Annotated in this window: 18 protein-coding genes and 1 tRNA gene; 7 read left to right on the top strand and 12 right to left on the bottom strand. The window is 68.6% G+C overall.

Features of this window, described 5'->3' with window-relative positions; genetic code table 11:
- Positions 1-16: 16 nt before the first annotated feature.
- The 3 genes from FHX42_RS23615 to FHX42_RS23605 all read right to left on the bottom strand — a co-directional run bounded on the left by FHX42_RS23615 (position 17) and on the right by FHX42_RS23605 (position 4,732).
- Entirely contained in the window at positions 17-1,513 is a 1,497-nt protein-coding gene (locus FHX42_RS23615) for a hypothetical protein (protein WP_182546657.1), read from the bottom strand.
- Positions 1,514-2,445: 932 nt separating this feature from the next.
- Entirely contained in the window at positions 2,446-3,207 is a 762-nt protein-coding gene (locus tag FHX42_RS23610; protein ID WP_182546656.1) for a decaprenylphospho-beta-D-erythro-pentofuranosid-2-ulose 2-reductase, read from the bottom strand.
- A gap of 160 nt (positions 3,208-3,367) precedes the next feature.
- Positions 3,368-4,732: an FAD-binding oxidoreductase gene (locus FHX42_RS23605; protein ID WP_182546655.1), complete on the bottom strand. Its 1,365-nt coding sequence runs from the start codon at positions 4,730-4,732 to the stop codon at positions 3,368-3,370.
- Between the two features lie 154 nt (positions 4,733-4,886).
- Here FHX42_RS23605 and FHX42_RS23600 point away from each other — a divergent pair, with 154 nt between their 5' ends.
- Entirely contained in the window at positions 4,887-5,333 is a 447-nt protein-coding gene (locus FHX42_RS23600; RefSeq protein WP_328796699.1) for a GtrA family protein, read from the top strand.
- Between the two features lie 144 nt (positions 5,334-5,477).
- Here FHX42_RS23600 and FHX42_RS23595 read toward each other — a convergent pair whose 3' ends face one another.
- From FHX42_RS23595 to FHX42_RS23570, 6 genes are all read right to left on the bottom strand, one after another.
- Positions 5,478-5,744: a hypothetical protein gene (locus FHX42_RS23595; RefSeq protein WP_182546653.1), complete on the bottom strand. Its 267-nt coding sequence runs from the start codon at positions 5,742-5,744 to the stop codon at positions 5,478-5,480.
- A gap of 66 nt (positions 5,745-5,810) precedes the next feature.
- Positions 5,811-9,155, bottom strand: coding sequence for an arabinosyltransferase domain-containing protein (locus tag FHX42_RS23590; protein ID WP_182546652.1), 3,345 nt, complete (start codon positions 9,153-9,155; stop codon positions 5,811-5,813).
- Between the two features lie 347 nt (positions 9,156-9,502).
- Positions 9,503-10,435: a galactofuranosyltransferase GlfT1 gene (gene glfT1, locus FHX42_RS23585; RefSeq protein ID WP_182546651.1), complete on the bottom strand. Its 933-nt coding sequence runs from the start codon at positions 10,433-10,435 to the stop codon at positions 9,503-9,505.
- Positions 10,432-11,256: a galactan export ABC transporter ATP-binding subunit Wzt/RfbE gene (gene wzt / locus FHX42_RS23580; protein ID WP_182546650.1), complete on the bottom strand. Its 825-nt coding sequence runs from the start codon at positions 11,254-11,256 to the stop codon at positions 10,432-10,434. The genes glfT1 and wzt overlap by 4 nt, the downstream gene beginning before the upstream one ends.
- 18 nt (positions 11,257-11,274) lie before the next feature.
- Positions 11,275-12,123, bottom strand: a complete 849-nt coding sequence (gene wzm, locus FHX42_RS23575; RefSeq protein WP_182546649.1) for a galactan export ABC transporter permease subunit Wzm/RfbD — start codon at positions 12,121-12,123, stop codon at positions 11,275-11,277.
- 133 nt (positions 12,124-12,256) lie between these two features.
- Positions 12,257-12,811, bottom strand: coding sequence for a bacterial proteasome activator family protein (locus FHX42_RS23570; protein WP_328796698.1), 555 nt, complete (start codon positions 12,809-12,811; stop codon positions 12,257-12,259).
- Positions 12,812-12,896: 85 nt separating this feature from the next.
- Here FHX42_RS23570 and FHX42_RS23565 point away from each other — a divergent pair, with 85 nt between their 5' ends.
- Entirely contained in the window at positions 12,897-14,096 is a 1,200-nt protein-coding gene (locus FHX42_RS23565) for a cysteine desulfurase-like protein (protein WP_182546648.1), read from the top strand.
- Between the two features lie 128 nt (positions 14,097-14,224).
- Here FHX42_RS23565 and FHX42_RS23560 read toward each other — a convergent pair whose 3' ends face one another.
- Positions 14,225-15,205, bottom strand: coding sequence for an NAD(P)H-quinone oxidoreductase (locus FHX42_RS23560; RefSeq protein WP_182546647.1), 981 nt, complete (start codon positions 15,203-15,205; stop codon positions 14,225-14,227).
- Positions 15,206-15,409: 204 nt separating this feature from the next.
- On the opposite strand from FHX42_RS23560, the gene FHX42_RS23555 reads away from it, so the two are divergent.
- Positions 15,410-16,927: a M28 family metallopeptidase gene (locus tag FHX42_RS23555; protein WP_182546787.1), complete on the top strand. Its 1,518-nt coding sequence runs from the start codon at positions 15,410-15,412 to the stop codon at positions 16,925-16,927.
- 72 nt (positions 16,928-16,999) lie between these two features.
- On the opposite strand, the gene FHX42_RS23550 is transcribed toward FHX42_RS23555, so the two are convergent.
- Positions 17,000-17,770: an ABC transporter permease gene (locus FHX42_RS23550; RefSeq protein WP_220480779.1), complete on the bottom strand. Its 771-nt coding sequence runs from the start codon at positions 17,768-17,770 to the stop codon at positions 17,000-17,002.
- Positions 17,767-18,747 carry an ABC transporter ATP-binding protein gene (locus tag FHX42_RS23545; RefSeq protein ID WP_182546646.1) on the bottom strand — a complete coding sequence of 327 codons (981 nt, stop codon included), beginning with the start codon at positions 18,745-18,747 and terminating at the stop codon, positions 17,767-17,769. The genes FHX42_RS23550 and FHX42_RS23545 overlap by 4 nt, the downstream gene beginning before the upstream one ends.
- Before the next feature lie 212 nt (positions 18,748-18,959).
- On the opposite strand from FHX42_RS23545, the gene FHX42_RS23540 reads away from it, so the two are divergent.
- The 4 genes from FHX42_RS23540 to FHX42_RS23525 all read left to right on the top strand — a co-directional run bounded on the left by FHX42_RS23540 (position 18,960) and on the right by FHX42_RS23525 (position 22,093).
- Positions 18,960-19,421, top strand: a complete 462-nt coding sequence (locus FHX42_RS23540; RefSeq protein ID WP_182546785.1) for a MarR family winged helix-turn-helix transcriptional regulator — start codon at positions 18,960-18,962, stop codon at positions 19,419-19,421.
- Positions 19,422-19,476: 55 nt separating this feature from the next.
- Positions 19,477-19,561, top strand: a tRNA-Ser gene (locus FHX42_RS23535).
- Between the two features lie 763 nt (positions 19,562-20,324).
- Positions 20,325-21,701 carry a histidine kinase gene (locus FHX42_RS23530; protein WP_182546645.1) on the top strand — a complete coding sequence of 459 codons (1,377 nt, stop codon included), beginning with the start codon at positions 20,325-20,327 and terminating at the stop codon, positions 21,699-21,701.
- Positions 21,698-22,093, top strand: coding sequence for a roadblock/LC7 domain-containing protein (locus tag FHX42_RS23525; RefSeq protein WP_182546644.1), 396 nt, complete (start codon positions 21,698-21,700; stop codon positions 22,091-22,093). The genes FHX42_RS23530 and FHX42_RS23525 overlap by 4 nt, the downstream gene beginning before the upstream one ends.
- Positions 22,094-22,095: the final 2 nt, after the last annotated feature.

Below are 22,095 nucleotides of genomic sequence, written 5' to 3'. Positions count from 1 at the left end.
TCCGCGTGACGAGTCGTCAGCCCTGACCCGATCCGGTCCTCTCGAGGTCGAAGTGATGAGGACTCACCCACGGCGAGTCGGCGTTCCACCGTGGGTCGGGCCCGTATCCCTCCACCGAGCGCAGGGTGTATTCAACCGGCCGTGGTTCGGCCGGTGCGAAATGCGCGTAGTTGAGTTTCAGCAGCCATCGCGTGGCGGGGTGGGCCTCGGACACGCGTTGTTCGATCTGGTCGGCGAGGTAACCCCGGTCGGAGAAACCGTCGACGACGGCGCAGTCGCAGAAATAAGCCAGTACGCCGATCTCCCCCGGGCTTCTGACGGCGGAGTCACCCCCGATTGCTCCCACCATCCCGCCGACCCTGGCGTAATCCGAGGGAGGAGCCCAGTTGGCCATGATGGGCGCACGGTGCCAGGGCGCCCCGTGCTCGACGGGGAAGCGGCCCTGTGCCGCGAGCACTCCGAGCCCGGCAGCGACGGCCACTGCCGCCAGCAGCAACGGTCGTGTCAGTCGGGTGGCGGTGTAGGCACCGACGACGGCACCGATCGCGCCCGCGAGGAAGATGGTCGGCCCGATCATGCTCGATGCGTAGTACCAGTGGTACGGCGGGACACCGAGCAGCGTGTAGACGTAGAAGTGCGCGGCGCCACCGATCCCGAACAACGCCCACGGATGAAGGTCCCGGGGACCGGCGCGTCGCGACAACCGGGCCACCAGCCAGATCGGCAGCGCCACGAGTCCCAGCGCGGCGGCGCTGACCGAGGCCACGGTCGCGGCCGGGTACACGCTGTAGTACAGGTCCAAGCCGTTGGCGAAGCTGTATTCACCCCATTGGTCCTGCAGTTGTTTCATCACCAGCGAATCGGGGACCGCCGATCCCAGCGCGAACCAGCTGAACACGAACCACGGTAGCCCGACGAAGCCCGCGGGCAGCGCCCACTTCCACCACTCCCACCACAGCGACGGCCGGCCGATCAGGATCAGGAGAACGAGCACTCCCAGATCCAGCCGCGTCAGTGCGAGCAGGCCGACGACGACGCCGAAAAAGACCCGGCGCTGCTGGACCGTCGCCAGCAGCAGCAACCCGAGCAGCGCCGCGGCCAGCGTCATCTCGAGCCCGACCGTGGACAGCAGGAGCGGGTTGGTCAGCAGCAGCAGGGTGGCCAGGAGACCGCCGAACGGTGACAGGCGGCTGTGTTCGGCCGATTCGTGCGGCGCGTACGCGAAAACGACGTTGGCCAGGACGAACACCACGCCGAGAGCCAGCACCGGCTGTCGGAGCACGGCCGTGAACGCGGTCAGCGCGATGACGTTCAGCGGGGAGGTCGCCGAGTTCGCGACCTCTTCCCCGATGATTCCCCAGTGCCCGTGGAAAGCCAGATTCCGCGCGTAGTCGAGCGTGATGTAAGCGTCGTCGGTCAGGCCGTTTCGAATCGTCGCGAACACCGCGCCCGCCAACAGCGCGACCCCGCCGAGCAATGCGAGCACGGTCCAACGCTGCGGATGATTCGTCACCCGCCGCACTGCCCGTAAAACGGGCGCCACCTCGTCTCTCCGTTTCGGCGACCGCCACTGTCGCTCCTCTCGCTGCTGACATCACGAATGGCACCCGGTCGGTGCCGGTCAACGGGTCGTTCGGGAGGCACGGTCGGAATTCACGCGGGTCGATTCCCCGCGCTCGCGGCCCGAGCTGACGACCGATGACCGTGGGCCGATGGCGGCACGGTGCCGTCGGCCGGGAGACGACGCGTCGCGGCGACACGATGGAAGCGCTCCGGTTGCCGACGGTTCTCGGCCCGTCCATCGTCGCTGCGCAAGCTTCCTCTCCGGGTCCTCGGTACTCGCCTCGGTTCGACCGCTCCGGACGACAAGCGCGCTCCGACCCGTATCGGACCAGCACGGATCCGAACAACGGGCGTGATGCACGGGTGGGAAAAGTACGCACCCGCGTGCCGGAGCGCCTGGAAGCGAGGACCCCGAGAATGGGAGGTGCTCCGACCGCCCGGTGCCCCTCGTCGAACTCCGGGCGTGAAGTCTACGGACAGAACGCGTGCGGAACGACCCGGTCTCGGTAACACGTCGACAACGGATCTCTGCGAAAAGAATAACCGGACAACGATTTGATCGATCTGGTTCTCGTTCGTGCGGGGAAAACTGCCGACGCGCGAACGAGTGACGAGGAACCCCGATTATTTCGATGCTCTGTATGTAACGTCAGACACCCGCGCCACGATGAGTCGTATTCCTCGTTCATCACGGTGTCCCGGTGCCGGCCGGGACACCGTCGGGATCGGGCTCCGAGAGTGAGCGAGTCCAGCAGGCGGTGCAGCACGCGGTGGAACCCGTGTAGCCGCTGTACTGGATTCGGGGGGTCACCCGCTTTCGCGCGAAACCGGGAAATCCCAGTTTCGCGCGAAATCGGGGGACGACTACCGAGGTGCCGCGCCTCAGAAGGGCAGGCGGCGGAAGATGACGCGGGGGAGGTGACGCAGCACTGTCATGACCCAGCGCATCTGGGCCGGTACCCACACCTGCTCCTTGCCCTTGCGCACAGCGCCGACGATGGTGCTCGCGACCTGCTGCGGCGTCTGCGCCATCGGGGCGGGCTTCATGCCCTCGGTGAGCTTCGTCCTCACGAAGTTCGGACGCACGACCGTCACCTTCACGCCCGAGTCAGCCAGGGCGTAGGTCAGACCCGTGTAGAAGACGTCCAGCCCGGCCTTCGCGGAGCCGTAGACGAAGTTCGTCCGCCGCGCACGCTCGCCCGCGGGAGAGCACATCACCACGAGATTCCCGTGGCCCTGCTTGCGCAGTTTCTCCGAGAGGTGCACACCCAACGACACCGGTGCGACGTAGTTGACGTCGGCGTTCAGCCGCGCCGCCTCGGCATCGGTCCAACCCTTCTCATTGTCGCCCTGGATACCGAAGGCCACGAGAGTGACGTCGATGTCACCGTCGGCGAACGCCTTGTCGACGACCTCGGCGTGCGTTTCGGGTTTGCGGGCGTCGAACGACAACGTCGTGACCGTGCTCCCCGTCTGACGCAGCCGCTCGGCGGCCTCGTTCATGCGGTCCGACTCCTCGGGACGATCCGCGAGGATGATCCGCAGCGAGCGCTGTTCGGCGTACTGCTCGGCCGTCGCCAGCGCGATGTCGGAGGTACCGCCGAGAATGAACAGGGACTGGGGGTTTCCGACAGCGTCGATCATAGAGTCAACCTTCGGGACATATCGGAGGTGAAGATTCCTTGGGGGTCGACGGAGGCGCGGATCTTGCGCCACTCGTCGATACGCGGATACATCTGGCGTGCTCGGGTCGGCGCGGTGCGACCCCAGCCGTTCAGGGTGCGGATCTCTCCCGCGGGGGCCGTCACAGGCCCAACCTCCGGGACAGGTCGGAGCGGAACACGCCCTCGGGGTCGACGGCTTCGCGGGTCTTGCGCCACTCGTGGATGCGGGGGTACATCCGCTCGATCATCTCCGGCGTGGTCCGCGACTCCTTGGCCAGGTACAGCCGTCCGCCCGCGTCGAGCACCATCTCGTCGAGCTGGGCGCAGAGCCGGTCCAGCCCCGGCGTGACCGGGATGTCCACGGTCAGCGTCCAGCCCTCGCTCGGGAAGGACAGCGGCGCGGCGTTGCCCGGGCCGAAGGTCTTGAGCACGTTGAGGAACGAGGCGTGCCCGGAGGCGCTGATCCGGTCGATCGAGCGGCGGAACATGTCCTCCTGCCCGAAGGGCACCATGAACTGGTACTGCAGGAAACCGCTCGGCCCGTACACCCGGTTCCACTCGCCGACGAGGTCCAGCGGGTGGAAGAACTGGGTGATGTTCTGCACCGAGCCGTACTTGGTGGGTGCCTTGCGGTACCAGACCTCGTTGAACGCGGTGATCGTGTACTTGTTGACCAGGCCGTTCGGGAAGATCGGCGGGGCCGTCATCAGCTGCGGCGCGTTGAACCCGAGCGGGTCCTTGCGCAGCTTCTTCGGCAGGTCCTCGACCTTCGCCGAGTTGCCCCGGGTCAGCAGGGCGCGGCCCATCTTGTCGCCGCGCGCCAGCGAGTCGAACCAGGCCACCGAGTAGGTGTAGTTGGCGTCGGAACCGTCGGTGAAGTACTCGAGCAGCTCGTCGAGGTTGCGCGTCTGGACGTTGTCGACGAGGAAGTAGGCGGTCTCCACGCGCTTGAGCCGGACGGTGGCCTTGAGGATGATGCCGGTCAGGCCCATGCCCCCGACCGTGGCCCAGAACAGGTCCGACTCGGCGCCCTCCGGCGTGAGGGTGCGGACCTCGCCGTCGGCGGTGAGCAGGTCGATCGAGAGCACGTGGCTGCCGAAGGACCCCTGCGAGTGGTGGTTCTTGCCGTGGATGTCGGAACTGATCGCTCCGCCGACGGTGACCTGCCGGGTACCCGGCAGCACCGGGACCCACAGCCCGTAGGGCAGCAGGCGACGCATCAGGGTGTCCAGCGACACACCGGCGTCGACCTCGACGGTGGCCTCGTCCGCGTCGACGACGTGGATGCGGTCGAGAGCGGTCATGTCGATGACCGTGCCGCCCGCGTTCTGCGAGGGGTCGCCGTAGCTGCGGCCGAGCCCTCTGGGAATGACACCGCGCTCACCCGCCTCGCGCACCGCGCGGGCGATGGTCTCGATGTCCGGGGTGCTGATGACCCGTGCCTGGGTCGGCGCGGTGCGCCCCCAGCCGGTCAGCGTCTGTTGCTCGTCCTTAACCGATGCCACGCTGCCGAGTCTAGCCACGTTCGGTGGTTCGGCCCGGACGGGTGCGGGCGCGGTGCGGAGTGTGCTACCTCTCAGCGATACACTCCTGCGGGGGACCGTATTCGCCTGGTTCCCGGTGTTTTGGGTACCGGACGTTTGAGGTGAACGAGTGGCCGTGGCTGAATCCGCCGCCGAACCCGGGTCCGAGAAGCTCGGACTGTTCCACCAGCTGGTCCGTTTCGGGCTCATCGGCGGTGTCTGCGCCGTCATCGACCTCGGCACGTACATGCTGCTGCTGCAGGGGCTGGAGTGGCCGAACTTCGTCGCCCGACCGCTGGCCTTCGTCCTCGGTACCGGCACCTCCTACGTCGCCAACCGCAAGCTGACGTTCACCGGGGCCGGCAAGGGCAACACCACGGCCAAGGCCGGTGCCTTCGCGCTGGTCTACATCGTGACGTTCTTCGTCAACAACGGTACGAACCAGCTGCTGTACGTGAGTCTGCCCGAGTTCACCGTGGTCTACGGCGACTCGCTGCGAGCGTTCGTCTGCTGGTTCATCGGCCAGGGACTGGGTACGGGCATCAACTTCGTGATGCTCAAGTGGGTCGTCTTCAAGGACTGATCCGAAGAGGCCCGGCGGCATGCACGATGTTGGGGTCCCGCCCGATAGCGCTGCGGCGTGCAGCGCCCCCGTGAGGGGTGGCGGTGTGGGACCCGGCTGAGGTCCCGCCACCTGACCCCGCACAAGCCGACCAGCCGGTGCCCATCAACCCCCGAAGCCCGCGCTGCGGGCGGGTGCTCCGTAGGCCATCGACTCCGAGCGCACCGAGTCGACGTGGGCCGCGGCCACGTGCGTGAAGTTCACCGTGAACCGCCCGCCGTCGGCGGTGTTCAGCGTCCTCGGCTCACCCGAGGACATCAGTTCCGGCAGCAGGGGCGCCAGGCTCTCGGCCTCCTCGCGGTCGAGAGCGATGTGCAGCGGCTGGGCGGCGCCGACGAGGTGCAGGACCAGACCGGGTTTCGTTTCGCTCATGGTCGCCATCGCACCACGCCGGGCAGCCGCCGTCACCCCTTTTCGCTTTGAGCTTCAGCAGCGCCCTCACGGGGTGGAGTCGTCCTGACTGCGCCCGCCGCCGTCAGCACCACCGCCGTTTCCGCTGTCGGAGTTGTTGCCGAAACTCTTGATGTCGTTGCGGTCGTCGGAGCTGGGAACGTCGCCGGGCAACTGCACGGTCTTGCTCAGCGGCCCCGGGGTCCAGGTGCCCCAGTGGGTCTCCTTGCGGATGTTCATGGCCGCTTGGGCGGGCAGCGCCCGGGGTGCGTAGGGGTCGACGGCGTACAGGGTGCCCCAGTCCCGGTGAATGTTGCCCTCCAGGTACGTGGGCAGCGTCCGCATGCTGGTGGTGACGCTGAGCCAGCCGAACGGACCACCGGCATCCGGCGAGGACCAACCCTGCCCGATGCTGCGCAGGGTGCCGCCGGCGGTGACGCGGAACCGGGGCATCTCGGCGATGCCGTGGCTGATGCTGGGAACCTCCAAGCAGGGGTGCTGGAACGCGGCGGTCCACTCCACGAAGGTCGGCGCGTCGCCGATGAACTCGGTCATGTTGGTCAACCGCGGCACGCGCGGCGCCGAGACGGACAACCACCCGTCCGAACCCAACGACTGGTCGACGGCCACCACCCGGATCTGCTCGGCCCCGGTGGCGGCCCGGTCGACGCTGATGCGGGCGTCGCGCCAACCCGGCGGGGGCCCCTTGCGCACCGGACGCCGCTCCAGGACCTCGAAGCCCTCCTCGGTCTGCTTGCCGTACTCGACGAACAACGAGTTCGCCCCGGACTCGCTCCCGGCCAGCGACAGCACGATCGGCACCTGCCCTTCCCGGGCCCGTTTCGGCAGGTCGTACCACTGGGTGCGCAGCTCGCCGGTGGCCATCCCATTGGGGTCGTAGCTGCCCCACACCGGGGCCTTGTCGGTGCCGAACCCGTACGGCGGCTGCCAGTCCTTCTCGAAGGTCTCCGAACCGTCACCGGGCGGGAACCCGCCCCGGCGGAAGCCCTCCATCCGCGCGCCGAGGTACTGCCGCGGAGTTTCCTCCTTGGCGTTGCGGTCGGGCACGTCGGTGTCGGGGGCCGGATCGCTCGGCTGCCGCTGCGAGACCGGCAGCATCCCGGCCAGCGGATTCCGCTCCACGTAGACGGAGTCCGACAGGCCGCACTGGGAGCCGCCGGCCAGCGTCTGGAGATTGTCGCCCCCCAGGCTGTAGCTGCCCCACTGCTCCTCGATGGCCTTGCCGAACAGGGCGAGCTCGCCGAGCACCAGCAGCGCGCAGATCAGCGACAGCGGTGCCGTCCCCAACCGCAGCGCGCGGCTGCGTTTCTCCTGCTCCCTGACGTCGACCACCGTGGGGTTGTGCTCGTCGGTGCGCAGGTGCTCGATGAAGGCCACGGCCAGGGCTATCCCGGCGATGATCAGCAGGAACGTGCTGGCCTCGTAGCCGTGGTACGAGGGCGGTTTGTTGAACCAGGGGATGCCCCAGCCGGAGACGTACCACCAGGCGTTGAGGCCGGTCGCGGCGAAGGCCAGGATCAGCATCAGGCCCGCGAAGAACGCCGCCCGGTTGCGGCGCGACCGCAGCACGCTGCCGCTGGTGGCCAGGGCCGTCAGCGCCGCCAGTGCTCCGCCGACGGCGGCGAAGATCCCGAAGTGGTGCGTCCACTTGGTCGGGACCATCATGAGGACGACGAACGTCATCCCGGTCACGCCGAGCAGCCTGCGGCTCGGACCCAGCGCCGCACCCCGGATGCGTCCCCGCCGCAGCAGCACCACCGCACAGGTGATCAGGCACAGGATCACCAGCAGTACCGGGAACCGCCGCGTCATCGATCCGTCCGCGCTCTGACTGAACAGCAACGAGTAGCGCTGGAACTCCTCGTACCAGCTGTGGCTCGGTCCGATGTCGGTGCGCACCCTGGTGGCCTCGGCCACCGACTTCCACGTCTGGTCCCAGAACACCAGGTTCAGGATCACGAAGCCGGACGCGGCGATCGGCGCCAGCACCGGCAGCCATCCGAACTCCTGGATGCGCAGCCGCACCAGGCGGATCAGCGGTTTGAGCGCGGCTATGTAGGGCAGCACGGCCACCAGCCCGTGCGGGCTGGCGCCCAGCGCCAGCGAGGCCCCGACGAGCCCGACAGCGGCGGGCATGAGCCTGCGTGCGGCCACGGCGCGCTCCACGGCGGCCAGCGACAGCAGCGAGAACAGCACCACGACCGGCTCCGGGCGCAGGCCGTTGTTGTAGGGCAGCCAGAACGCCAGGAACACCGCCGCGGCGGCCCACCCGGAAGCGTTGCTGCGCCGGACCTGCTGACCCAGTCGGGGCAACACCTCCCGGCTGATCAGCAGCCAGCTGGCCATCCCCATCAGCAGCGCGGGCAACCGCACCCACGGGGTGGCCGTCGACACCTGCACCCACAGCGAATACAGCTCGTAGAACCAGCCGAACGGTGCTTCGGGTACCGCGAACCAGCGGAAGTAGTTACTGATGTAGCCGGCATCGGCGCGGGCGCGGGCGATGGTGAGGATGTAGCCGTCGTCGGAGGTCATCGCCCCGATCAGCCACCAGACGCCCAGCGCCGCGAACACTCCGCCGTCACGCAGCGTCGGCTTCCACCAGCCCGGCGGCGCCAACTTCGGCGGCCGCCGCCCCGCGCGCACGTCGAGCTTGCGCAGGGTGATCACGGAGCCGATGAAGCACAGCACGGCCACGCCCATGACCACGAACTTCAGCACCGTGCCCTGGGTGGACCACCGGTTGTCGACCTGCGCGGAGAACGACAGTCCCCGCGTGGGGTCCTGCTGCTCGTCGATGTCGGAGTAGATCCCGGTCAGCTGCGGACGCCGGTCCTCCCCGTGAATGTCGGCCAGCGGTTGGTTGCCCACGCCGGCCGTGGTGCGAAACGCGTCGGAGTGGATCGAGATCGAACAGTCCCCGCTGGGGATCGGAGTCGTGCCCAGTTGGCGCCCCTTGGACAGCAGCGTGAGCTGACCGCCCGTGACCTGCAGGGTCATCCCGGTGAGCTTGCCGTACTCCGAGCCCGGCGGATTCGTACCCAGCACCAGCGCTTGGTCCTGGGTACGAGCGTCCAAACTGCGCGCCGTCTGACACGGCACGCTGGCGTTCAGCTCGATCGGCGAATACCGCACCAGCGGTGCCGACACCGCCTGCGTCCCCTGGGCGGTGGGCCACTTCAACGTGGTGATGTCGTGAACCACCGGTAGGAAGGGCACCGCGATCGACAGGATCGCCCCCAGTAGCCCCAGCACCGAAGCGGTGATCCACAGTCGCTTCGCCACCGGACCGCGCCGAGTCTTCGTGGCACCGCCCGGCGACTCCTCGTCCGGGGGCGGCTGCCCGTTGTCGTCCTGGCCCGCGTTACGCACGCAACGCAGAATAGTAGTTGCTCTGACGGGCCCTTGCGCGGTACTCGGTACCTGTGCGAATCGACACGGTCCGTAACGCAGTGAGCTGCGAACTCAGGATTTCTTCAGGTTTTTCTTCGCGATTCGCGTCCGATCGGCAACCGAACGGGTTCACGCTGCACGCGGTGCCGATCGATGCCGCGGGCGGCTCCGGGCTCGTCGGTGGGCGCGTGGAGCGGAGCCCGTGCCTCGGCCGCTCGGCGGTACTCATCGTCGCACTCCCGACGCGCGTGAGGGAGTGGTGGAGACTATCCGCACACCGCACGATCCGAGTGACCGCGTTCAGCGGCGGAGTTCAGTGACCGCGTTCAGCGGCGGAAGAAGTGCTCGCGGCGGCCCTGGTGGACCAGCCGCAGCCATTCGCGGAAGGCCTTCGGGTCGCGGCGCTGTCCGAGGAAGTACAGCCCGAAGCGCAGCACCTCCAGCGCACCGATCTTGCGCATGCCCGGCTGGGAGAGCAGGTAACCGCGGTTGCGGTAGGTGTAGTAGCGCTTGTTGGCGTCCGACGGGTCCTGCGCGTGGAACCGGCCGCCGAGCATCGGCTTGAACTCCGCCGACCCGTCCGGATGGACGAAGCGGGTGCGCAGGGTGGTGCCGAAGGGAAGTCCGGAGCGCACCACGCGACGGTGCATCTCCACCTCGTCACCCCGGAAGAACAACCGGTAGTCCGGCACACCGACGACGTCCAGCGTCGAGGCCCGGAACAGCGCGCCGTTGAAGAAGGAGGCGATGCCGGGCAGGAAGTCCTCGTGACCACCCTCGCCGCGCAGCTCCTCCGGGAGGCGCTTCCAGGTCAGCCCCCGCCGCAGCGGGAAGGCCAGCCGGTCCGGGCGGTCGATGTTGACCACGACCGGGGAGACCGCCGCCAGCTGTCGGGTCTCGGCGACCTCCAGCAGCGTGGCCAGCGCGTGGTCGTCGGCCGGGCGGCCGTCGTCGTCGCCCAGCCACACCCACTCGGCGCCGAGCGCGAGCGCGTGCATCATCCCGAGCGCGAAGCCTCCGGCGCCACCGAGGTTGCGTCGGGCCGGGAGGTAGGTGGCGGGCACCGGGCACTCCGCGACGACGTCCTCGGCGGGTTGATCCGGGCCGTTGTCCACCACGACGAGGTGGTCGGGCGTTCTGGTCTGGGTGGAGATGACCTTGAGCGACTCCGCGAGCAGTTCACGGCGGTGTCTGGTGACGATCACCGCCACGACGGCTCCCGCCGGTAGTGTCGGCAACTGCTGCGGCGCCTGGCTCATGTGCTCTCGTTGCTCCCGCTCGCGGCCACGGACCGGGTCTCGCCGATCCGGTCCAGGGTCTCCTGACTGGCGTTCTCGAAGGGGTCCTTGCCCTTGTAGTGCGTCAGCACATCACGCAGGGGCCCCTGCTCGACGATCCCGCCCTTGTCCATCCAGATGGCGGTGTTGCACAGCTCCATGAGGAACTCGTCGGAGTGCGAGGCGAAGACGAGGATGCCGGACCGCTGGACGAGGTTCTTGAGGCGCGCCCGCACCTTCTCCATGAACTCCACGTCGACGGCCCCGATGCCCTCGTCGAGGATCAGGATCTCGGGGTCGATGGAGGTCACCACGCCCAGCGCCAGCCGCACGCGCATGCCGGTGGAGTAGGTGCGCAGCGGCATGGACAGGTAGTCGCCGAGCTCGGTGAACTCGGCGATGTCGTCCATCCGCTTCTCCATCTGGGTGCGGTTCATGCCCAGGAACAGCCCGCGGATGACGATGTTCTCGTAGCCGGAGATCTCCGGGTCCATGCCCACGCCGAGGTCGAACACGGGGGCGACCTTGCCCTCCACGCGCGCGTTGCCCCGGGTCGGCTCGTAGATGCCCGACATCAGCCGCAGCAGGGTGGACTTGCCCGCCCCGTTGTGCCCGACCAGGGCGACCCGGTCGCCGTGCCGGAAGGAGAGGTTGATGTCGTGCAGGGCCTCGATGATCGGCACCTTGCTGTCGGTGCCGATCTTGCCGCCGGCCTTGCCGAGGACGGCCTTCTTCAGCGAGCGGGACTTCGCGTCGAAGATCGGGAAGTCGACCGCCGCGTTCCAGACGTCAATGCTGACCATGGTTGCTCCAGCTCCCGATCAGACCCAGTAGGTGACGCGAGCGCGGTAGTTGCGGAGGACGAGCAACGCCAGTGCCCACCCGACGATCGTAATGGCCCCGACCACGATCCAGTTGGTCAGCACGATGTCCTCGCCCAGCAGGGGATCGCGGAGGATCTCGATGTAGTGGTACAGCGGATTGAGCTTCGCGATGAACATGCTGCCGCCCTTCTGCTCCAGGATTTCGGCGTCCCAGACGATCGGCGTCATGAAGAAGATCAGCTGCATGAGGCTGCCGACCACGGGGGGGATGTCCCGGAACCGGGTGGCGACGATGCCGAACAGCAGGGCGACCCAGGCACCACTGGCCATCATGAGCACGATCGCCGGTATCGCCATGACCACTGTCCAACTGATGGGCATCAGGAAGATGGCCAGCACGACGAAGTAGATGACCAGGTTGTGGGCGAACAGCAGGGTCTGGCGCCACACCAGCCGCAGGATGTGCACGCTCAGCGGGGCGGGGAGCTGCTTCATCAGGCCTTCGTTCTGGATGAAGACCTCGGTGCCGTCGGTGATGCAGCCCGAGATGAAGCCCCACATGATGAAGCCGACCGCGAGGTAGGGCAGGTGCTCGCCGAGGTTCTTGCCGAAGAGGTTGGAGTAGAGGATCCCGAGCGCGGTGACCGTCATGCCCATGCTGATGGTGATCCACAGCGGGCCGATCACCGAGCGCCGGTAGCGCTGCTTGATGTCCTGCCACCCCAGGTGAGCCCATAACTGGCGCTGCTGGGTGCCCGCAGCGATGTCGTTGAACGCCTTGCGCCAGGTGCGCGAGGAGGACTCGGGCGGGGCCGGGGGTTTCTCTACCGTGCTGGTCGCCTGCACGGTGCGTCAGAATACCGACCCGCCCGGGGCGGTCGCCCGTGGGCATCCCGCTCGAAACCCGCCGCGCGGGAGAACGTGCATACCGGACACGGATGCTCCCGGTTGGACGTCGTCGTGCGAAGCAGACCCGCACTCACAGGTACTGACCGGGGCCTTCGTCGTACCGCTCGTCGCCGTGCGCCGGGTCGCTTCCGGTGCCACCGGCGGGAAGCGCGCCCTGGCGCATCTGCTCGAGCTGGGCGCGTGCGGACATCTGCTGGGTGACCAGCGCCGTCTGCATCCCGTGGAACAGTCCCTCCAGCCAGCCGACCAGCTGGGCCTGGGCGATCCGCAGCTCCGGCTCCGACGGCGTCTCCTCCTGGGAGAACGGCAACGACAGCCGTTCCAGCTCCTGGATCAGCTCGGGGGCCAGTCCCTGCTCGAGTTCGGCCACGGAGGACCGGTGGATCTCCTTGAGCCGCTCGCGCCCGGCCTCGTCCAGCGGCGCGGCCCGCACCTCCTCGAGCAACTGCTTGATCATCGTGCCGATGCGCATGACCTTCGCGGGTTGCTCGACGAGCTCGCCGAGGTCCTCCCCGTCCTCCCGGGAAACCACCCCGGAGCCGACCGGCGCGCCCTCGCCGACGGCGAGCATGTGTTGCCCGTCGGTGTCCTGACCGTGGTCCTGACCGTGACCGTGCTGGCTCATCGTTTCATTCTCGCCGTTCTGCGCCGGATGCGACATCGGCCACCCCGGGCGGAGCCCCGTGCGCGAACTCCGTACGGTATTACGCATGGCGTTCGACGTCGCTGCGGTGCGGGGCCGCTTCCCCGCGCTGGGCGACGGGTGGGTGCACTTGGACGCCCCGGCTGGTATGCAGGTTCCCGAGCAGGTGGCCACCGCGGTGTCGACCGCGCTGCGCGCCCCTGTCTCCGGCCCCGGCGGGATCTTTCCCGCCTCGCAGCGCGCCGAGGCGATCGTGGACGCCGCCCGTCGCAGCCTGGCCGATCTCGTGGGTGCCGACCCCGCAGGGGTGGTGCTCGGACCCAGCTCGGCCGTACTCCTGCAACGACTGGCCGACACCCTCGGCGACAGCTGGATGATCGGCGACGAGGTCGTGGTCTCCCGGCTGGACGATCCGGTCAACGTCGTGCCCTGGCAGCGCGCCGCGCAGCGCTCCGGCGGCACCGTCCGGTGGGCCGAGGTCGACATCGAGACCTGCGAGCTGCCCGGGTGGCAGTACCAGGAGCTGATCACGCCGCGAACGAAGGTCGTGGCGGTCACCGCGGCTTCCGGGGCGGTGGGCACGCGCCCCGACGTGCGGCAGGCCGCCGACGCCGCCGCCGAACACGGTGCGCTGGTCGTGGCGGACTGCTCGGCCGCGGCTCCCTTCATCCCGCTGGACATCACCTCGATGGGCGCGGACGTGGTCGCGCTGAACGCCTCGTCCTGGGGTGGCCCTCCGGTCGGTGCCCTGGTGTTCCGCGATCCCGCGATGGTGGAGCAGCTTCCGGCGGTGGCGCTGGAGCCGGGCACGCGCGGTGCCGAGCGGATGGAGCTCGGTCCGCAGGCGTACCCGCTGCTGGCGGGCCTGGTCTCCTCGGTGGACTACCTGGCGGCTCTCGACGACGCCGCCCTCGGGCCGCGCCGGGAGCGGCTGCTCACGTCGATGGGCTCGGTCAAGGCTTATCAGGCGGGGTTGCTGTCCAACCTGACCAACGGCCTGCGACAGCTGCGGCACGTCATGGTGATCGGAGACGCCATGCGTCGCGTGCCGTCGATAGCGTTCACCGTGGAGGGGGTCAAGGCCGAGGACGCGATCGAGCACCTCTCGGAGCGGGGCGTGTGCGCCTTCGCCGACCCCGGCACGCACGGGGTCTACGCGGTGCTCGGGGTCGGCGAGGTCGGCGGCGCGGTGCGTGTGGGGCTGGCCCACTACACCAACGCCTACGAGGTGGACCAACTCGTCCGCGCCGTCGCCGAACTGGGGTAGAGGGTTTCTTTCGGGGTGGCTTGTGCAGCCGAACCCGCGGCGGCCCCCGCGGTGGTGGTGCGATTTTCCCTAAAGTTGTGCCACAACTTTAGGGAAAATCGTGTAACCCCCAAATCCCCGTGGACTCGTTACGGCACGGTGAGCAGGATCTTGCCGTGCACCCCTCCGGCTTCGAGCATCTCGTGCGCCCTCGCTGCTTCGGGCATCGGCGTGCGGCTGTGCACGGGGGGTCGCACGGTGCCGCGCTCCACCAGTGGCCACAGGCGCTCCCGCACGTCGGCGACGATGGCCGCCTTGCCGTGCGGCCCCTCCACGGGGCGCCCGCGCAACCCGAGCGCGGACATGTGCAGTCGTTTGACCAGCATCTTTCCGATGTCCAGCTCCGCGCGACGTCCACCCTGCATTCCGATCACCGCGAGGTGACCGTCCGGGGCCAGCGCGCTGAGGTTGCGATCCAGGTAGGAGGCCCCCATGTTGTCGAGAACGACATCGGCCCCACCGAGCTGCTTGATCTCCTCGACGAAGTCCTGCTCGGAGTAACTGATCGCCAGTTCGGCACCGAGCTCCCGGCACAGCCGCAGGCTCTCCGCGGAACCGGCCGTGGCGGCCACCCGCGCCCCGAGTGCCCTGCCGATCTGGATGGCGGCCGTGCCGATGCCTCCCGAACCACCGTGCACCAGCAGCACCTGGCCCCCGCGGAGCCCGGCCTCCATGACGACGTTCGACCACACGGTGCACAGCACCTCCGGCAGCCCCGCCGCGTCGACCAGGTCGATTCCCGCCGGGGCGGGCAGGATCTGCTCGTCGGGCACCACGACCCGCTCGGCGTACCCGCCTCCGGCCAGCAGCGCGCACACCTGGTCGCCGATCTGCCTGCCCGCGACTCCCTCGCCCAGCGCGGCGATGGTGCCCGAGCACTCGAGCCCGAGGACGTCGCTGGCGCCCTTCGGGGGCGGGTAGTTGCCCTGACGCTGTGACAGGTCGGCGCGGTTGATACCGGCGGCGACGACGTCGATGGCGACCTCGCCGCGTCCCGGCTTGGGCGTGGGTCGTTCGGTCCACTCCAACACGTCCGGAGCGCCCGGCTCCCGAATGGTGATCGCTTCCATGCCTCCGACGGTAGCCCGCTCGTGCGGTGTGGCCCAGCTGGCGTACGCGGCGCTGTCCGGCAAAACTGGCAAACACCGGTCGTTGCCATGAGGCGAGAGTGGAGAAAGGATCCCGGGGTCCGACCATTCCGGGTGAAGCATTGACTTCACCGAGTGACCGTACGACTGTTGTGCGGCACGAAAAACACCCGATCCGGGAGCATGATGCGAGCACCAAACCTGAGACCTGGACGCGCCGTGTCCACATTGTTCGCCGCTTGTACGGCGGTGGCGCTGTCCGTCCCGGCCGCCACCGCGGCGCAGCCGCAGACGATGCAACTGGGTGAGCAGGTCGACGTCAACGACGTGAACCGACACCTGGTCGCCCTCCAGCGCATCGCCGACCAGAACGGGAACACCCGCGCCTCGGGGACTCCGGGCTATCGGGCCAGCGTCGACTACGTGGCGGACAAGCTGCGCGCGGCGGGCTTCGACGTGTCCACACCGGAGTTCGCCTACACGAAGTACTCCCTCGAGTCGATCGAGCTGAACGTGGCCGGATCACCGGTCGAGGCCGACGCGCTGGAGTACTCCCCGGCCACTCCCCGGGGCGGGGTCACGGCGCCGCTGTCGGTGACTCCGGTCGACGACAGCACCGGCTGCCAGGCGAGCGACTACGGCGGCGTCGACGTCACCGACACCATCGCGCTGATCCAGCGCGGTAGCTGCACCTTCGCCAAGAAGCAGCGGATCGCCTCCGAGCAGGGCGCGAGCGCGGCGATCATCTACAACAACGCCGAGGGAGCGCTCAACGGCACGCTCGGTGGCGCCGACGCCGGAGTGATCCCCACGGCGGGCGTCAGCAAGGCCACCGGCGCGCAGCTGGTGAAGCAGCAGGGCACCGAGGCCACCCTGGACCTGCGGGCCAGCTTCGACGAGATCACCTCGGAGAACGTGATCGCCCAGACCCGCACCGGGCGGGCGGACAACGTCGTCATGGCCGGGGCGCACCTGGACAGCGTCGCCGAAGGGGCGGGGATCAACGACAACGGCACCGGCAGCGCCGGTCTGCTGGAGACCGCTCTGCAGCTCGGCGGCAGCCCCGACACCAACAACGCCGTGCGCTTCGCGTGGTGGGGCGCCGAGGAGTCCGGGCTGATCGGCTCGACGAAGTACGTTCAGGGGCTGAGCTTCGAGCGGCAGCTCGACATCGCCATGTACCTGAACTTCGACATGATCGGCTCGCCGAACGCGGGCTACTTCACCTACGACGGCGACAACTCCGACGGCGTGGGGGCTGGTCCCGGCCCGCAGGGTTCGGCGGCCATCGAGCACGCCTTCGTCAAGGCACTGCACAAGCAGGGCGTCGAGGCCGAGGGAACCGACTTCGACGGCCGGTCCGACTACGGTGAGTTCATCGCCAACGGGATCCCCGCCGGTGGGCTGTTCACCGGTGCCGAGGAAATCAAGACCGAGGCCCAGGCCGCGAAGTGGGGCGGTACGGCGGGCAAGGCCTTCGACCCCAACTACCACCAGCCCGGCGACACGCTGGTCAACGTGGACCGAACGGCGTTGGAGCGCAACTCCAAGGCGTTGGCCAACGTCATCGGGCGCTACGCGCACAGCACCGAGAGCATCAACGGGATGCAGAACCGCGCGGAGCGGGCCGAGGTGCGTAAGGCCCAGGCCCACACCCTCGCCGCGAAGCAACCGCAGGCGCAGGGCCCCCTCTCGCTGAGGTGACACCGGGATTTTCCCGAAGGGGGAACGGGCCGTTTTGGCACTCACACCGCCAAAACGGCCCGTTCACCCTGTTCAGTCCAGGGCGCGGCGGAGGAAGAACTTGATCCCGAGCACGCCGAAGATCCCGCACGCGGCCACGAGCGCGACCACGCAGACCCACGGGGCCATGTGCGGTACGGACGGCAGCAGCGCCCCGCGCATGCCCTCGCTGACGTAGGTCAACGGGTTGAACAGGCACAACACCTGGAACCAGCGCAGCTGATCCAGCTGTGCCCAGGGGAACTGGCTGGCCCCGGTGAAGATCAGCGGTGCGAGGATGACCGCGAACATGATGTTGATCCGGCGCGGCGGCACGGCCGCACCGACGGTGAGGCCGACCGTGGCCCCGGCGAACGATCCCAGCACCATGCACAGCACCGCGAACGGCAGTCCCGACAGCTTCCAGTCGATGTCGCCGAGCATCGCGAAGCCGATCGGGATCATCAGCAACGCGGCGAACAGCCCGCGCAGAGCTCCGAAAAGCATCTTCTCGGCCGCCACCCAACTGATCGGCAGCGGCGCCAGCAGCCGGTCCTCGATCTCGCGGGAGTAGGAGAAGTCCAGCACCAGCGGGAACGAGGTGTTCTGCAACGAGACCAGGAACGCGTTGAGCGCGATCATCCCGGGCAGCAGGATCTGGGCATAGCCGGGCTGGGTGTAACCGAGCTGACCGAGCACCTTGCCGAAGATGAACAGCAGCGCCACCGGCTGCACCAGCACCTGGGCCAGGAAGCTCGGCAGCTCCCTGCCGGTGACGAACACGTCGCGGCCGAGTACGGCGACGAAGGCGCGCATCGAGCTCAACGCAGCTCCCTCCCGGTGATCTCGATGAAGACGTCCTCCAGCGTCGGTGAGCCCAGTGACAGGTCGCTGACGGCCACGTCGTGCTCGTGCAGGGTCGCCGCGACCGGGCCGAGCAGCGCGGAGGGTTCCTCCGCGACGTAGAGCCGCAGTCGCGGTTCCGGTTCCCCGCCGCCCCGGTCGGTGCCGATCCGCTCCACTCGCTCGACCCCCGCCACGCTCGAGAGCAGGTCCAGCAGCCGGTCGGAGTCGACGCCGTTCGGCCGGACGGTGACGTCGATCGTCCCGCTGCCCGGCAGCGACCTGATCAGCGCTTCCGGCGTGTCCAGCGTGAGCAGCTTGCCGTGGTCGACCACGCCGACCCGGTCGGAGAGCTTCTCGGCCTCGTCCATGTCGTGGGTGGTCAGTACGACGGTCACCCCCTCGGAGCGCAGGTCGTTGACCCGGTCGTGCACGAACAGCCGAGCCTGCGGGTCGAGACCGGTGGAGGGCTCGTCCAGGAACAGCACCTCGGGGCGGTGGATCAGCGCCCGAGCGATCATGAGTCGCTGCGACTGGCCGCCGGAGAGATCGTCGACGCGAGCCTTCGCCTTGTCCGACAGCCCCATCCGGTCGAGCAGCTCGTCGGCGAGCCGGTGGCGCTGCGCCCGTGCGATGCCGTGGTAGGTGGCGTGGAAGAGCAGGTTCTGCCGGGCGTTCAGCGATCGGTCGAGGTTGACCCGCTGCGGCACCACGGCCACCTTGTGGCGCGCGGCCACCGGGTCGGAAGCGACGCTGACGCCGCCGACCTTGGCGTCACCGTCGGTCAGCACCACCCTGGTGGTCAGGATGCCGACCGTGGTGGTCTTGCCGGCCCCGTTCGGACCGAGCAACCCGAAGATCTCGCCTCGGTGGACCCGGAAACTCAGCCCGTCGACGGCGTTGCTCCGGCTCTTGGGATAGCGCTTGACCAGGTCGCTCACTTCCACCGCTGGAGCCACTCGGCTCCTCCTTCCCGTCGAAGGTGTTTCGCGAGTCCGGTCGGCACAACGCCGTATCGGGTACTGGTCTTCCCGATGTGGGACGGCGATCGACTCCCCAGTGCGCGTCGCGGGGCGGAGCCCGGCCCGCTGACGGTGCCGGGCCGGGCCGAGCCACCTCCTTCGTCGTGGACCGTTCACGTCGCTCGGTGCCCGGATAGCCTGTCGGAGTGATGGGAGACGACGACACGCGGTGGTTGAACAATCGGGAGATGTCGGCATGGCGCTCCTACATCGTCGGCAGCGCCTTGCTGGAGTATCGGCTCAGCCGGGAGTTGCAGACCGAGCACGGGGTCTCCCTCGCCGATTACGAGATCCTGGTGCAACTGAGCGAGCAGCCCCGTCACCGGCAGCGGATGAGCGAACTCGCCCAGGGAGTCGCGCACTCCAAGAGCCGGATCTCCCACCAGATCCGTCGGCTGGAGGCCAAGGGGCTGGTGCTGCGCCGCGAGTGCCCCAGTGACGGCAGGGTGGTGCTGGCCCTGCTGACCGACGAGGGGAAGCGGCTGCTGCGGCAGGCGGCGCCCACCCATGTCGCCGGAGTGCGGGAGCACATGGTGGACTTCCTGGACGAGGAGGAATGCCGCGTGCTGAACTGCGTGTTCGGGCGTATCACCGAGCACCTGCGTGATTAGTGGGGCCCGAACCCACCCTAGGTGTTGTGCGTGCGGGTTGGCTATGGTGTGACGAGGAAGCGTGGCAGAGCGGCCTAATGCACTCGCCTTGAAAGCGAGCGAGCCGAGAGGCTCCGAGGGTTCGAATCCCTCCGCTTCCGCTTCGTGCTGGGAACACGCCGTCGGAATGACCACTGGTCACCGGCGGCGTTCGTGGTTCGTCCTCAGCTCCCACCCGGTCGTCCTGCTCCGATCGGGGGATTGGCGATCGAGAGCGGAAGTGGTAATCGGAGAGGATTCCCTCTCACCGGTGGGGCTTCGTCACGGCCGAATACCATCCGAATCCCGGTTGGAAACGCCCGTGTGAGTCCGGTGTCACGGTCGCTTTCGGTAGGGTTGACCCTTGGGGTAACCTCGGTGATCACCTGCTGCGCGAAAAGGAAAGGGGGGTGCCCACCACGCCCGCGGGGGCTGTTTCGTCGGCTGCGTGAAAGCCCGTGAATCTCCTGCCGAGAAGCTGCTGCTGTCCGTCCGTGCCCTGCGAGCCAAGTCCTTCGATTCTCCCTTTCTGGGGTGTGCATGGGAGTTCGACACGTCGTCGGTGTTCCTACGGGGAGCGAGCGGCCCGTTCGGCGTTCGTCATCGTTGTGTCCGCGGGTCTCGGAGTGTGTCTCCGGGGGCCCACCAGGGGCGATTCGTTCGACCGGCAGTATTTTCCCGATGGACCGGAACGCCTTCGTTTCGTTCTTTTCCGTCGCGTGATGCGACTCGACTCCTGTTCCTTCCCGATCGCGACTTCAGGTGACCATGACATTTTCCTCGACGGTGCCGTCTCGACTGCGAAAGGCCGGCCCGTGGTTGTGCGTCGGTGTCGTCCTCGTTTACGTCCTCCTCACACCACTGCTTTTCGGTGGAGTGCCTGCGATGGTGTGGCTGCTCTCCGGCGCGGTGGTGACGGCAGTGGCGGCGTTGGCAGCGTCGGTGGCGGCGTGGGTGGCGGAACGGGACGAGCGTCGGCACCAAGCCGAACTGGCGCGCCTGGAACAACAGCACCGGCACCTCGAGACCCTCTCCGACGCGAGGTACGCGGCATTGCGGCACGTGGTGGAGCAGCAGTTGCCCGCGCTGTCGCAGGATGCGGCGGTGCCGCCGCTCCCCGAGGCCGTGGCCGACGACGCGGCGACCGAGCTGGTCGGCCGGTCCACGGCGGTGCTGGATGACGTCCGGACCGGGCAGCTCAACAAGCAGACCGCCGTGGAAGAGGCGGTGGTGGCGCTGGGGCGGAAGGTGCAGTCCTCGGCGCACCGCATCCAGGAGGAGGGGGCCCGGATGGTTCAGCGGCACCCCTCCGACCCCGATGTCCTGCACACGAGCATGCGAGTGGATCACGCCGCCGCCCAGCAGGCCCGGCAGGCGCAGACCCTGGCGGCGCTGTGCGGCGAGTGGCCCGGTCAGCAGTGGCACCAACCACTGCCGCTGGAGGACGTGGTGCGGGCCGCGGCCGGACGGATCACCGCGTATCAGCGGATCGAGGTGTCGGGGGACTCGGGGATGGCCGTCGTGCCCCGGACGGTCGAGCCGCTGATCCACCTGGTGGCCGAGCTGCTGGCCAACGCCACCCAGTCCTCCCCGCCGAGTACGCAGGTCCTCGTGGCGGCGCGCCGCGTCCAGCGGGGCGCGGTCATCGAGATCGACGACTGCGGTGTGGGCCTGGACGACAACCGGCTGGAGCAGGCCCGGCGGATCGCGTCGGGGCGCCGGCCGGTGGGGCTGGCCGAGCTCGGCGAGATCCCGCAGACGGGCCTGCCGGTCGTGGGCAGCTACGTGCGTCGCCACGACTTCCGAGTGGATCTGACGGAGTCGGTGTACGGCGGGCTGCGGGCGATCGTGCTGGTGCCCGGTGACCAGACGGAGACCGTGGCACCGACCGGAAGAGCAGCACCGGGAGGACCCACCCTGACACAGCGACCCGAGACGCGGAGCCCGCGGGCCGAGGGGACACCGGAGCGGTCCGAGGCCGTGACGGCGTCCCGGAAAGATCGCGCCGATCCCCGTGATGATCACAAGAGTCCTCAGGGGAGCGAGGAGTCTCCCAAGTTGCCGCAGCGGCGCTCCCGTCGCAACGAGGCACCGCCCACGACTCCGGTGCGCTGGCCGCAGGAGCACGAGGCCACGCAGACACCCGAGCAGGCGGGGCAGTGGATGGGCAGCTTCCTCAGTGCCGGGGGCAGCCGCGGCACGCCCGGCGACGGCTCCGCGCGGCCGTCCGCCGACACTCACGACGCTTCGGAGGAAAGATGACGATCCAGGCTGACGACAACAGCTGGATGCTGGAGCTGATCAGGACGGTGCGGGGTGTGCGTCACGTCGTGGTGCTCACCTCGGACGGCCTGCTCAGGGTCCGGACCGACAACACCGACAACGACGTGGCCCAGAAGCTCGCCGCCGCTTGTGCCGGATTGTCCTCCCTGGGCAAGGGCATGAGCATGGAATTCGGCTCGGGCAGCGATCCCCGCCAGGTGATGGTCGAGTTCGACGGTGGTTACCTGTTCATCCGCGGTGCCGGCGACGGATCCCGCCTCGCGGTGGTCACCGAGTCCGTGATCGACCCCGGGCTCATCGCCCAGCAGATGCAGGCGCAGGTACAGATGATCGGCGAGCGTGCCCTGAGCACGCCCTCACGCACCGACTGATC

This window comes from Halosaccharopolyspora lacisalsi, from assembly GCF_014137975.1.
GTDB classification, from domain to species: Bacteria; Actinomycetota; Actinomycetes; order Mycobacteriales; family Pseudonocardiaceae; genus Halosaccharopolyspora; species Halosaccharopolyspora lacisalsi.
The sequence above is the reverse complement of the archived record's forward strand: the minus strand, read 5'-3'. Positions and strand labels throughout refer to the sequence as shown.

Coding starts and splice junctions, on each gene's coding strand:
- FHX42_RS23610 (WP_182546656.1), bottom strand. CDS start 3,207: ATGATCGACGCTGTCGGAAACCCCCAGTCCCTGTTCATTCTCGGCGGT.
- FHX42_RS23595 (WP_182546653.1), bottom strand. CDS start 5,744: ATGAGCGAAACGAAACCCGGTCTGGTCCTGCACCTCGTCGGCGCCGCC.
- glfT1 (WP_182546651.1), bottom strand. CDS start 10,435: ATGAGCCAGGCGCCGCAGCAGTTGCCGACACTACCGGCGGGAGCCGTC.
- wzt (WP_182546650.1), bottom strand. CDS start 11,256: ATGGTCAGCATTGACGTCTGGAACGCGGCGGTCGACTTCCCGATCTTC.
- FHX42_RS23570 (WP_328796698.1), bottom strand. CDS start 12,811: ATGAGCCAGCACGGTCACGGTCAGGACCACGGTCAGGACACCGACGGG.
- FHX42_RS23565 (WP_182546648.1), top strand. CDS start 12,897: ATGGCGTTCGACGTCGCTGCGGTGCGGGGCCGCTTCCCCGCGCTGGGC.
- FHX42_RS23560 (WP_182546647.1), bottom strand. CDS start 15,205: ATGGAAGCGATCACCATTCGGGAGCCGGGCGCTCCGGACGTGTTGGAG.
- FHX42_RS23555 (WP_182546787.1), top strand. CDS start 15,410: ATGCGAGCACCAAACCTGAGACCTGGACGCGCCGTGTCCACATTGTTC.
- FHX42_RS23540 (WP_182546785.1), top strand. CDS start 18,960: ATGGGAGACGACGACACGCGGTGGTTGAACAATCGGGAGATGTCGGCA.
- FHX42_RS23530 (WP_182546645.1), top strand. CDS start 20,325: ATGGTGTGGCTGCTCTCCGGCGCGGTGGTGACGGCAGTGGCGGCGTTG.
- FHX42_RS23525 (WP_182546644.1), top strand. CDS start 21,698: ATGACGATCCAGGCTGACGACAACAGCTGGATGCTGGAGCTGATCAGG.